General features: G+C 36.7%; 12 protein-coding genes and 1 tRNA gene. All 13 read left to right on the forward strand.

All coding sequences use genetic code 11. From position 1 onward, the window contains the following. Positions 1-41 precede the first annotated feature (41 nt). A complete protein-coding gene (aspS, locus tag Q5N69_RS14710) occupies positions 42-1823 on the forward strand; it encodes an aspartate--tRNA ligase (RefSeq protein ID WP_304369827.1) in 1782 nt (593 codons plus the stop codon). Between the two features lie 185 nt (positions 1824-2008). Then, the gene (locus tag Q5N69_RS14715; RefSeq protein ID WP_304369828.1) at positions 2009-4300 is read left to right on the forward strand and encodes an ABC transporter substrate-binding protein; all 2292 of its coding nucleotides are present in this window, start codon (positions 2009-2011) and stop codon (positions 4298-4300) included. Positions 4301-4376: 76 nt separating this feature from the next. Beyond that, entirely contained in the window at positions 4377-4919 is a 543-nt protein-coding gene (gene ruvC / locus Q5N69_RS14720; protein ID WP_304369830.1) for a crossover junction endodeoxyribonuclease RuvC, read from the forward strand. 96 nt (positions 4920-5015) lie between these two features. Further along, the gene (ruvA, locus tag Q5N69_RS14725) at positions 5016-5633 is read left to right on the forward strand and encodes a Holliday junction branch migration protein RuvA (RefSeq protein WP_304369832.1); all 618 of its coding nucleotides are present in this window, start codon (positions 5016-5018) and stop codon (positions 5631-5633) included. 84 nt (positions 5634-5717) lie between these two features. Further along, positions 5718-6728 carry a Holliday junction branch migration DNA helicase RuvB gene (gene ruvB / locus Q5N69_RS14730; RefSeq protein ID WP_304369834.1) on the forward strand — a complete coding sequence of 337 codons (1011 nt, stop codon included), beginning with the start codon at positions 5718-5720 and terminating at the stop codon, positions 6726-6728. Positions 6729-7550: 822 nt separating this feature from the next. Beyond that, positions 7551-7958, forward strand: a complete 408-nt coding sequence (gene ybgC, locus Q5N69_RS14735; protein ID WP_304369836.1) for a tol-pal system-associated acyl-CoA thioesterase — start codon at positions 7551-7553, stop codon at positions 7956-7958. Next, positions 7948-8622 (forward strand): protein TolQ, encoded by a 675-nt coding sequence (gene tolQ, locus Q5N69_RS14740; RefSeq protein ID WP_304369837.1) that lies wholly within the window; start codon positions 7948-7950, stop codon positions 8620-8622. The genes ybgC and tolQ overlap by 11 nt, the downstream gene beginning before the upstream one ends. Positions 8623-8642: 20 nt before the next feature. Then, a complete protein-coding gene (gene tolR / locus Q5N69_RS14745) occupies positions 8643-9071 on the forward strand; it encodes a protein TolR (protein ID WP_304369839.1) in 429 nt (142 codons plus the stop codon). A gap of 1 nt (position 9072) precedes the next feature. Beyond that, entirely contained in the window at positions 9073-9975 is a 903-nt protein-coding gene (tolA, locus tag Q5N69_RS14750; protein WP_304369840.1) for a cell envelope integrity protein TolA, read from the forward strand. 35 nt (positions 9976-10010) lie between these two features. Then, positions 10011-11357, forward strand: a complete 1347-nt coding sequence (tolB, locus tag Q5N69_RS14755) for a Tol-Pal system beta propeller repeat protein TolB (RefSeq protein WP_304369842.1) — start codon at positions 10011-10013, stop codon at positions 11355-11357. Positions 11358-11389: 32 nt separating this feature from the next. After that, complete coding sequence (gene pal / locus Q5N69_RS14760) at positions 11390-11932, forward strand: peptidoglycan-associated lipoprotein Pal (protein WP_304369843.1); 543 nt, start codon at positions 11390-11392, stop codon at positions 11930-11932. 12 nt (positions 11933-11944) lie between these two features. Then, a complete protein-coding gene (ybgF, locus tag Q5N69_RS14765; RefSeq protein WP_304369845.1) occupies positions 11945-12730 on the forward strand; it encodes a tol-pal system protein YbgF in 786 nt (261 codons plus the stop codon). 145 nt (positions 12731-12875) lie between these two features. Continuing rightward, a tRNA-Lys gene (locus tag Q5N69_RS14770) sits at positions 12876-12951 on the forward strand.

The following is a 12951-nucleotide window of genomic DNA, read 5'->3' on the forward strand; positions in this document are numbered from 1 at the left end:
TTGTGAATTAATCACAAGTGCAGATGCTCAGGAATTGCTAAATGCGTACTATGTATTGTGGTGAGGTTAACGAATCTCATGTTGGTCAAGAAGTTACTCTTTGTGGTTGGGTTAATCGCCGTCGTGATTTAGGCGCAGTTATCTTTTTAGATTTAAGAGATAGAGAAGGTATGGTTCAGGTTGTTTATGATCCAGACTTACCAGAAGTTATCGCTAAAGCGAACACATTAAGAAACGAATTTTGTGTACAAATTAAAGGTAAAGTTCGTGCTCGCCCTGAAGGTCAAATCAATAAAGATATGGCAACTGGCGCTATCGAGATACTTGGTTTAGAGCTAAACATCTTAAACAAAGCCGCTCCATTACCATTAGATTCAAACCAAACAAACTCTGAAGAGCAGCGTTTAAAATACCGTTACTTAGATTTACGTCGTCCTGAAATGACAGAGCGTTTACGTTTCCGTGCAAAAGTTACAGCTTCAGTTCGTGAATCTTTAGAAAACTTAGGCTTTTTAGATATTGAAACGCCAATCCTAACGGCTGCAACTCCTGAAGGCGCAAGAGATTACTTAGTACCAAGTCGTACTCATAAAGGTCAATTCTTTGCATTGCCACAATCTCCACAATTATTTAAACAATTGTTGATGATGTCGGGTATGGAACGTTATTACCAAATCGTAAAATGTTTCCGTGATGAAGATTTACGTGCTGATCGCCAACCTGAATTTACACAAATAGATATTGAAACGTCATTCATGTCGTCTGATCAAGTGATGGAAGTCACTGAAAAAATGATCCGTGAGCTTTTCTTAAAACTACTGAACGTAGATTTAGGCGAATTTCCACGTATGCCATACTCAGAAGCAATGACACGTTTTGGTTCAGACAAGCCAGATTTACGTAATCCATTAGAAATTGTAGACGTTGCTGATATTTTGAAAGACGTTGAATTCAAAGTATTCTCAGGCCCAGCTAACGATCCTAAAGGTCGTGTTTCAGTTATTTGTGTTCCTGATGGCGCATCTAAATTCTCACGTAAAAACATCGACGACTTAACTAAGTTTGTTGGTATTTACGGCGCTAAAGGTATGCCTTGGTTAAAAGTGAACGATAGAGCTGCAGGGCTTGAAGGTTTACAATCGCCAATCCTTAAATTCTTAACTGAAGAATCTGTTAACGCTTTACTTGATAGAGCTAACGCAAAAGATGGCGACATCGTATTCTTCGGTTCAGACACTTACAACGTAGTAACTGAATCATTAGGTGCTTTACGTCTAAAATTAGGTGAAGACTTAGACTTACTTCAAGGTGAGTGGAAGCCGTTATGGGTAGTTGATTTCCCAATGTTTGAAGAAGTAGATGGGCACATGCACGCTATTCATCATCCATTTACAGCGCCTACTAACTTAACTGCTGAACAACTTGAAGCTAACCCTGTAGGCGCGTTATCTGACGCATACGACATGGTATTAAACGGTTGTGAATTAGGTGGTGGTTCTGTTCGTATTCATAATCAAGACATGCAAGCTGCAGTATTTAGAATTTTAGGTATTAGCGACGAAGAAGCTCAAGAGAAATTTGGTTTCTTACTTGAAGCATTACAATACGGTGCTCCACCGCATGCTGGTTTAGCGTTTGGTTTAGATCGTTTAGTCATGTTAATGACTGGCGCTACTTCTATCAGAGACGTAATGGCATTCCCTAAAACAACAACAGCAGCATGTCCTTTAACGAATGCTCCTGGTCAAGCAAATCCAGCACAACTAGTTGAGTTAGGTATTGCAACATTACCAAAAGAAGCTAAAGCTCCATCTGAAGATTAATCTTTAGATTTTAGTCTCTGTATTAAGCAGAGTATTAAATTTAAATAAATGAAAAACCTGGATATTGTATATTCAGGTTTTTTTTTGAGCTTTTTTCTATTTTATTATTAAATATAGACACTTATTGAATATAAACTTGCAAGTACAGAATATTGAAATATGATTAAACTCTAAGGCGTATATTTTTGAGTAGCATTATCATTAAATTCTTTGCTCTAATTATCTTTATTGGATTTGGTTTTACTTCACTGGCTCATGCAAATGAGAAAGTTGTACTGAAATTAAAGTGGACACATCAATTTCAATTTGCAGGCTATTACGCAGCAAAAGAGCAAGGCTATTATCGAGAGCTTGGATTTGATGTAGATATTCAAGAGCGTAATCGAGACACCAGCCCTGTTGATGATGTACTTAACAAACAAGCGACGTTTGGTGTAACCGACTCAAGTATTGTTTTACATCGTTTGCAAAATAAACCTGTTGTTGTACTTGGCACTATCTATCAGCATAGTCCTTTAGTTTTAATGGCGCTAGCAGACTCTAATATTAGAAGGCCCGAAGATTTAATCAATAAAAACATCTCTTTTCAAAAGGGGATCGATGGTGCTTCAATTACAGCACTGCTAGCAGCTGCAGGCATCACCGAAAAAGACTACAACTACATACCTTTTACGTTTGATAACGATATGTTGCTTAATAGTGATGTAGACGCTTTTTCTGTTTACATCACAAATCAACCTGGGTATTACGAACTTAAAGGTCATCAAGTTACCATTATTGACCCTCTAAACTATGGTATCGATTTTTATGGCGATATGATTTTTACCTCTCAAGAATATGTAGAAGAGTATCCGGAGCGTGCACAAGCTTTTATGGAAGCAACTATTAAAGGTTGGATATACGCACTTAAATATCAAGAAGATACCGTTGATTTAATCATTAGCAAATATGGTGTTAAAACAGATAAAACAGTACTGATGCAAGAAGCATCTAAAACAAGAAAATTAGTACATTCAGAAGTTATTCCTATTGGTTCAGTCTCTAAAAATCGCTTTATTCGTATTGCTCAAATATATCGAGAACTTGGCTTAGTTGATGTTGATACAACTTTAGACGGCTTGATAATAGACGATTACTTAAACGCGGATAATGGCATTAATCGCTCTTACGTATTTGGCATAGTGGGTTTCTTTTTAGCGGTATTAATCGTTTTTATGATTTTTAACCGTAAATTACAAAAAACCGTTCAAGAAAAAACCGCAGCTTTACAGTCTTTAAATATAGATCTTGTGCAAAAAAATACCATTGTTAGTTCGCAAAACGATCTTTTAGAGAAAGAAAAAGAAAAAGCCGAAATAGCTAATAACGCGAAAAGTTTATTTGTGGCTAATATGAGTCATGAAATCCGAACGCCAATGAACGGAATTTATGGATCATTACAATTATTAGAAAATGAAAAGCTATCTGAAAATGGCAGCGAGTTAGTCGAAAGTGCAATTTCATCAACTAAAAATTTATTGACCATAGTAAATGATATTTTAGACTTTTCTAAAATTGAAGCCGGACAAATACAGCTTGAATCTCATCCTTTTAATTTACTCGAACTCGTTAAAGAGCTTGAAAGTAACTTTAGTCCGTTAACCAAAACGAAAAAATTAACTTTTACGACAAATATTGAAGAGGGTGTTCAATCTTATTGGATTGGCGATCAAGTTCGTATAAAACAGATCGTTGCTAATTTAATATCTAACTCAGTTAAATTTACTGAGAGCGGCTCTATAACCTTGGTGGTTTCTTTAGCGTCTGATGGGCTTGAAGGTATTACATTTACTGTTAAAGATACGGGTATTGGGATGGACAAAGTAACAGTAAATAAAGTCTTCCAACAATTTACTCAAGCGGATCCATCAACAACCCGTAAATATGGTGGTACTGGGTTAGGTATGGCTATATCAAGGGATCTAACAAAATTAATGGAGGGTGAAATTAAAGTTGAAAGTGAACTTGGTCTCGGTTCAACATTCTCCGTATATTTACCTATTCATAAATCTGAAAATCAAATAAGTAAGGTAACTGAGGCTCTAGTCGCCGATGAAATGATTATTCCTGAATTACAAAGCAAAACAATACTTGTCGCTGAAGATAATCGCATTAATCAGAAGGTTGTTACAAAAATGCTTGAGCTAACCAAAGCTAAAGTGATTATTGCGCAAAACGGACTTGAAGCCATAGCCCTATATAAACAAGAGCAACCCGACATTATTTTAATGGATATACAAATGCCAGAGCTTGATGGCGTAAAAGCTTGCCAAGAAATTCGTTACCTTGACCACGATATAAAAATTATCGCTTTAACCGCTAACGTAATGAAGAAAGAAGTTGAGCATTATCTAAATTCTGGCTTCAATGCTCATGTTGCGAAACCTATTGTGCAACGTAATTTATATGAAATACTGTCTGAAAGCTTTGGAAAATAAATAACAAGCTAACTTAGTTTATTTACTTAAAACTGATAAACTCTGCCGCTCATACATATAAGAATCAGGTTTAAATTTGTCTATTATTCTCGGCATAGATCCCGGCTCTCGGATCACAGGCTACGGCGTTATAAAAAAAGAAGGACGGAAGTTAACCTATCTTGGTAGTGGTTGTATTAAAGCTTTTTCTAAATCGAAAGAAGAAGGTGATAATGCTTTTAGTGACCGACTACAAACCATCTTTGCTGGTGTATCTGAACTTATCATCCAATTTTCACCCGAACTTTTTGCCATAGAAGAAGTGTTTATGGGAGTGAATCCTGGTGGAGCCTTAAAATTAGGTCAAGCACGAGGGGCAGCTATTGTTGCAGCGACCAGCAGAGGATTACCTGTAGCAGAATACTCAGCCCGACAAATTAAGCAATCGGTTGTGGGTACAGGCGCGGCGGATAAAAGCCAAGTACAACACATGGTTAAAACCTTATTAAAGTTACCAGGTACTCCACAAGCTGATGCAGCCGATGCATTAGCTATTGCTTTGTGTCATGCTCATAGTTATGAATCACTAGGAAAAATGTCCGGACAAGTAGTGAAAACTGTACGTGGTCGACTAAGGTAATTATTTTTTAAACTCAGTTTAAATATACAGTTAAAATAATTTACTGTGTATATGAACAGTGTTACTCTGTGCCAAACTAATTGTCTGGAGAATAGTTTGATAGGTCGTTTACGTGGATTGTTACTTGAAAAAACAGCGCCTGAGATTTTAATAGAATGTAATGGTGTGGGTTATGAAGTAACTATGCCAATGACAAGCATTTACACCTTACCTGAAACCAATAAAGAAGCCGTTATATATACGCACTTTGTCGTAAGAGAAGATGCGCAATTACTCTATGGTTTTGCTAACAAAGTAGAACGTAAATTATTCAGACTGTTAATTAAAGTCAATGGTGTAGGTCCAAAACTTGGCTTAGCTATTTTATCTAGCATGTCGGCAGATCAGTTTGTAAGTTGCGTTATTCATGACGACCTAACCACCATAGTTAAAATTCCGGGTGTTGGTAAAAAAACCGCTGAGCGTTTACTAATAGAAATGCGAGATCGCCTTAAAGATTGGCAGCTTGATGTTAACTCGTCAGAAATTGATAACATTCTTGTACCAAATACCGTTGAAAATACCTTTGTTAATGACGAGAAGGGCGATGCAATAAATGCGTTAATCTCTTTAGGTTATACTCAAACACAAGCCGATAAAGCGGTTAAGTCTGTTTTCCAAAAAGGCATGAAGAGCGAAGATATTATCCGCCATTCATTAAAAGCCATGTTATAAATTTTTACTGAAAAATATAAAGTTAAACAGTAAAGTAAGTACCACTTAAGATAAACACAAAATACAAATACAGAGAATGTTGAAATGATTGAAGCTGATCGCTTAATTGAACCACAAGTAATGCACGAAGAAGAAAGTATCGATCGTGCAATACGTCCTAAAATGTTGGTCGATTACACAGGTCAAGATCACGTAAAAGTACAAATGGAGATTTTTATTTCTGCTGCACTTAAGCGAGAAGAGCCACTCGATCATTTACTTATATTCGGCCCACCAGGTTTAGGTAAAACTACCTTAGCGAATATTGTTGCCAACGAAATGGGTGTAAATATAAGAACCACTTCAGGCCCTGTACTTGAAAAAGCCGGCGACTTAGCAGCACTTCTCACCAATCTTGAAGAAAACGACGTACTATTTATAGATGAAATACATCGTTTAAGCCCAGTTGTTGAAGAAATTTTATACCCAGCCATGGAAGACTACCAATTAGATATTATGATTGGAGAAGGGCCAGCAGCTCGCTCTATCAAATTAGATTTACCTGCCTTTACCTTAATTGGCGCAACAACACGTGCTGGCGCATTAACCTCACCACTGCGTGATCGTTTTGGTATTGTGCAGCGCTTAGAGTTTTACAATACAAAAGATCTAACCGAAATAGTAAAACGTTCAGCTCATTTTCTTAATTTAACCATAGATCATGAAGGTGCATTTGAAGTAGCAAGACGCTCACGAGGCACGCCACGTATAGCCAACCGTTTATTAAGACGTGTAAGAGATTACGCTGATGTGAAAACCAACGGAATTGTAAGCCAAGGCACAGCTGCATTAGCCCTTGATATGCTAGAAGTTGATCATCAAGGCTTCGACATCATGGATAGAAAACTGCTTGAAGCTATTATCTTTAAATTTATGGGAGGTCCTGTAGGTTTAGATAACGTAGCAGCTGCAATAGGCGAAGAGCGTGAAACTATTGAAGACGTGTTAGAGCCTTTCTTAATTCAACAAGGTTTTTTACAAAGAACGCCACGCGGTAGAATTGCAACAGATCTTGCTTATCAACATTTTGGCTTAGATAGACCTGATAAAACCTAAGGTCTACATCAAACCTATTCATAAAATGCTCATATATAAAAATACAGCTTGATTATAGTACTTGCTTAGCGGGTGCTTATATTTCAGCGTATTTAATTATTTTAAAATATACTGAGAATTAATATAGAACTATTAGAAAAATTGAGTAAAACAATAGCTGTTTTTCTTAAAAATCATCCGTTATATTTTCGTTATAACATCCAATGTTTTGAACTTATTACCTAATTTACCCCACTTATTAACGCTGCCAAACGTTTAATCTTTAAACATAAGCGTGAGTAATTAATAGGTTATTGCTTGATAATTATTCTGTAAATAATAAAAGGTGATTGTTGTGTTTTAAATAAAAACTGAAGGTTTTGTTTTTATGTTATTTAAAGTCAATGGTTTGGGTTTTTGTTTGGTGTTTTTTAGGCAAAAAAAAGCCTGCATAAATATGCAGGCCAACTAATTATACTTTGGGGAAATTAGTTTATAAACATCACAGGGAATCATCTATGCAAAAATAAAGTTCAGTCAAACCCGTATGGGTAATTAGCGCTTTATCTCTGTTAGATAAGAACAGGTGCTATTCTAACGATTAGTTAAGAAACGACAAGCTAATTAAATTTAGATTATTCATTAGAAAAACTAATGCGAAATTATTTACATAAAAGAGAATTAATAAATTGATACAAACTTTTCTTCTTTAATTGTTAATAAACAGTAAAATATACACTCATAAAATGTAGAAACGCTTGTTGTTTTAATAAGATATCTATTAGTATATCCATGAAAATAGTTACCTAAGCCCTAGCAGCGAAACAAAGTGGTTACTTTTTAATGTTAAAGAATGAAGACAAGTTTGAATTACGTGTTTATTACGAAGATACCGATGCCGGTGGAATTGTATATTACGCTAATTATTTAAAATTCTTTGAACGTGCAAGAACTGAGTGGCTTAGAAAATTAGATATACACCAATCTTTCTTTCTTGAGCAAAACTTAGGTTTTGTTGTTCGAAAAGTTGAAATGGATAACCTAGCATCAGCCAAGCTCGACGATGTGCTAACGGTTGTTTCACAAATAAGTGAAATAAAACGTGCTAGCTTAATATTTCAACAACAAATAATAAAAAACCAACAAGTTATATGTACAGCCGAAATACGTATTGCTTGTGTTAATTTACAACGTGCTAAACCATGTTCTATACCTGAAAGCATATTAGGAGCTTTAAAAAGTGGAAGCTGAAATTTCTATTTTAGATTTATTCTTACAAGCAAGTTTTTTAGTAAAGTCAGTTATGCTGATTCTATTAGGATTTTCAGTAGTTTGTTGGGCAATGATCTTCCAACGTTCAAAAGCTTTAAATGAAGCAGAAAAACAATTGAAAGCCTTCGAAGACAAATTTTGGAGTGGTGCCGATTTAGGTAAGTTATACAACGAAGTATCTGCTCGTACAAAAGTAATAGGTATTGAAAATCTGTTTGTATCTGGCTTCAAAGAATTTGCACGCTTAAGAAAAAACAACATAACCTCCTCTAATGCGATTCTTGATGGCACAAACCGCGCTATGCGTGTTTCATTATCAAGAGAAGTTGATCAACTAGAACAAAGTTTACCTTTCATGGCGACTGTAGGTTCTATCAGCCCATATATTGGATTATTTGGAACTGTTTGGGGGATCATGAATTCATTTATCGCTATAGGTTCAGCCGAAAATGCCACACTAGCACAAGTTGCTCCAGGTATTGCTGAAGCCCTTGTTGCTACTGCAATGGGTCTATTCGCAGCAATTCCAGCCGTTATGGCATATAACCGTTTTAGCCATAAGGTTGAAAAGCTAGAGAACAGCTACGGTAACTTTATGGACGAGTTTTCAAGTATTTTACAACGTCAATCAACGTCTGAATAATCAGTCAATAGGTTTACCTTATGTATAAAAGAGTTAGACGTCGTAAAGTTTCAGAGATTAACGTGGTTCCATATATCGACGTAATGTTGGTATTACTTATTATCTTCATGGTAACTGCACCCCTAATTACCCAAGGTGTAAAAGTAGATCTACCTAAAGCCGACGCAGAAGCGTTAGACAAAGACAGCAAAATTCCATTAGTTGCCTCAGTAGATGCCGATGGTAAATATTACTTAGCGGTTGGAACAAGTAAAAATGAACCTATGTCTGCGGAAGAAGTGGCTACTTTAGTTGCTGCTCACCTTGAAGTTGAGCCAGGTACACCTGTAGTGGTTAATGGCGATGGTGCAGTATCTTACGATGCTGTTATTCAACTTATGGTGTTATTACAAAAAAAAGCAGGCGTACCTTCGGTTGGCTTAATGACTGACTCTACGGAGAAGAAGTAACGTGAATCAGAAGTTTGCAGTAGCATTAGGCTTAAGTGCCGCTTTACATTTAATACTAGGTATCGCCTTACTCTTAGGCAATTTTTCTCATGATCCTAAACCAACACCAACACCTGATGCGGCTCCTATGGAACCTATTCAAGCGGTTGCGGTCGATAAAAGTAAAGTTGCAGAACAAGTACAAAAAATCAAACAACAAAAAGCAGACGATGCACGTAAATTAAAAGAATTAGAAGACAAAGTTGCTTCAGCCAAGCGTAACAGTGCAAAAGAAGAGCAACGTATAAAAAACTTAGAAAAACAACGTAAGCAAAAAGAGGCTGAAAAGAAAAAAGCCGATGCAGCCGCTAAAAAGTCTAAAGCTAAAGCAGATGCAGCAGAAAAAGATCGCAAGCAAAAAGAAGCTGAAAAACAGAAAGCAGATAAAGCCGCTGCCGATGCAAAAGCTAAACGAATAAAAGAAGAAGCTGCCGCTAAAAAAGCTGAAGAGCTGAGAAAGAAAAAAGCCGCAGAGAAGAAGCGTCAAGAAGAACTGGCAAGAGAACGCGAGAAACAAGACAAACTGTTAGCTGAGCAAATGGCGTCAGAAATGGCATCAAGACAAAAAGCTCGTAGCCAACAAGTAATGACTGAAATTAGTCGCTACACCTCATTAATTAAGCAAACAATTATTCGTAACTTAATTACTGACCGCAGCACAATGGAAGGAAAGTCTTGTAAATTAACCATAAGTCTTGCACCATCTGGTTTTGTTACAAATGTACAACTAGGTCAAGGTGATGGGATTGTATGTGCTGCCTCTAAAACAGCAATTTACAAGGCCGGAACATTACCTGTTTCTAAAGACCCAGAAGTTTTTAAAGAAATGCGAACAATCAGCTTAACCGTTGTTCCTGAATTTTAAACATTATTCACTTAAATAGATTATAAAATATTCATATGAAGAAACTTAATACATTTATCGCATTAATCGTTTTATGCCTAACACCTAAAGCCTTTGCTGCTTTAGAGATTGTTATTACCGAAGGTGTCGACAGTGCAAGGCCAATCGCCGTAGTTCCATTTAAATGGAATGGTCCAGGTGTAATGCCAGAAAGCCTATCTCAAGTTATAAGTAACGATCTTCGTCGCAGTGGTAAATTTAATCCTGTTTCAGCAAGTACTTTTCCTCAAAGACCAAACAGTGTTAATCAAATTGATTATACTGCTTGGGCAAATAAAGGCATTGAAGCAGTACTCGTTGGAGAAGTAAGAGAAGTTGCTATTGGTAGATACGAAGTTAAATATCAACTTGTTGATGTTATTCGTGGGCAAATCACAGGTGGCAAAACTCAAATGATGAGCAATGGCCAACTTGTACAAGCTCAAGATCATATTTACGTAGATTCAGCAGCTGAAATCACAACCAATCAATTCAGACGTTACGCACACACCATAAGTAACGTGGTATACGAAAAGCTTACAGGTACACGTGGCGCATTCTTAACTAAAATTGCTTACATCATTGTAAGAGATTCAGGTAACTACCCATACCAACTTGTTATTTCAGATTACGATGGTTTTAACGAACACGTACTACTAAGCTCTAAAGAGCCAATGATGTCGCCAAGCTGGAATCCAAATGGCAATCAACTAGCTTATGTAACTTTCGAAAATCACCAAGCACAAATTTATAGTATTGACATCTACACTGGTCAGCGCAAAATGCTAACTTCGTTTAAAGGTATTAATAGCGCACCTAAATGGTCTCCAGACGGCAAACAAATTGCCATGGTTTTATCTAAAGACGGTAATCCAGAAATTTACATTATGGATATAGCCACTAAAAAACTACGTCGAGTTACTCGTCATAGAGCTATAGATACAGAGCCAAGTTGGGCTCCAGATGGTCAATCATTAGTATTTAGTTCAGAACGTGGTGGAAAAGCGCAACTTTATCGCGTAGATTTAGTAAGTGGCAAGAAAAGACGTTTAACATTTGACGGCGAAATGAACTTAGGTGGCTCAATAACACCTGACGGACGCCAACTAATTATGGTTAATAGAACGAGAGGGCAGTATCATTTGGCAAAACAAGAGTTAAACTCAAATGTTTTCCAAGTGCTAACATCAACTCGTTTAGATGAATCTCCTAGTGTTGCTCCTAACGGTGGGATGATAATATATAGTACTTTACATAATAATAGACAGGTATTAAGTTTAGTGTCTGTTGATGGGCGGTTTAAAGCTCGATTGCCTGTAAAAGATGGGGAAGTTAAAGCCCCAGCATGGTCACCGTTTTTATAACATAGTAATTTTTGATAATAAGGAATAATAAAATGCGTTTGAATAAAACTGTTAAAGCTCTTGCGGTAGCATTGCCAATGTTTGCATTAGCTGCATGTAGCTCTACATCGGAAGAGACTGAAGCAAGCCAAGTTGATACTAATGCTCAAACAAGTGTTGAAGATACAGTTCAAGTTACAGCTGCACAACGTGCTGCTGAAATTGAAGAGCAAAAACGTCAACAACTTGCAGACCAATTAGAAGCACTTCGTTCTGAACATATCGTTTACTTCGATTTTGATACTTCTACATTAAATAGCCAGTTCACTTCAGTACTAGATGCACACGCTAAGTTTTTAAGTGAAAACTCAAATGTAAACGTATTAGTTGAAGGTCATGCTGATGAACGTGGTACTCCTGAGTACAACATCGCATTAGGTGAGCGTAGAGCTAAAGCTGTAGTAACTTACTTAGAAAACATGGGTGTTTCATCATCTCAAATTTCTGTAGTTAGCTACGGTGAAGAAAAGCCGATGGTTAAAGATCGTAGCGAAAATGCTTTCGCTAAAAACCGTCGTGCAGTATTAGTTTACTAATCAGGGATATAAATGAAACTGAATAAAGTTTTATTTGGAATGATTCTGTCTGTTAGCACATCTAGTGTGCTGGCAGCGGAGCCAGCTCCAGTTATAGATATTAGCCAACGTAATGGTTCAAGCATAGGCTCTAAAACGTTATCTGAACAACTTGAAAGCTTAGAACGAAAAATTGATTCTCGTAATAAAGCTCAAGTAAATGTTCAAAGACAACTTGACGACCTACAAAACGAATTAAATGAATTACGTGGCGTAACCGAACTTCATACTCATCAACTCAGTCAAGTACTAGAGCGTCAACGCGAGCTTTACCAAGAACTTGATAGAAGAGTATCGCAAGCGCTAACCGCAGTTCCTAGTCAGCCAGCAACACCCGATTATAACGCATCAAATGTAAACGATGTGGTGTACAGCTCTGACGTACCAGAAAATGAAGCCTACGATAGGGCAGTCAATCTAGTACTTAAAGAAAGACGCTACGAAGAAGCGATTCCAGAATTCAAAGCATTTAACTTAAAGTTCCCTAATTCTACATACGCAGCTAATGCGCATTATTGGTTAGGACAGTTACTTTTTAATAAAAATGATTTAGAAGCAGCCAAAGCAGAATTTGAAATTGTTTATAATAAATTTCAAGAATCACCAAAAAGAAGTGATTCAATGCTTAAATTAGCCATTGTTGAAGAAAAATTGAACAACAATGCAAGGGCTAAAAGTTTACTAAATGAAGTTATTACTAAGTACCCAACTTCAAGTGCAGCTAAATTAGCTAAGCCAAGATTGGAAAACCTGCAATAATATTGTAGATTCCTTGCCCTTATTGCTTTCTTTTTACGCAAACGAACAAGTATAACGAAAAAAGTTAAATTTGTTGTTGCACTAAAAAAAATTATGAGTATTATATGCGGCGCGTCAGACGAGTAGTGTGATGCAAAACAAATGTCGGTCGTTAGCTCAGTTGGTAGAGCAGTTGGCTTTTAACCAATTTGTCGAAGGTTCAAATCCTTCACGACCGACCA

The organism is Pseudocolwellia sp. AS88 (genome assembly GCF_030551755.1).
In the GTDB taxonomy this organism is placed as follows: domain Bacteria; phylum Pseudomonadota; class Gammaproteobacteria; order Enterobacterales; family Alteromonadaceae; genus Pseudocolwellia.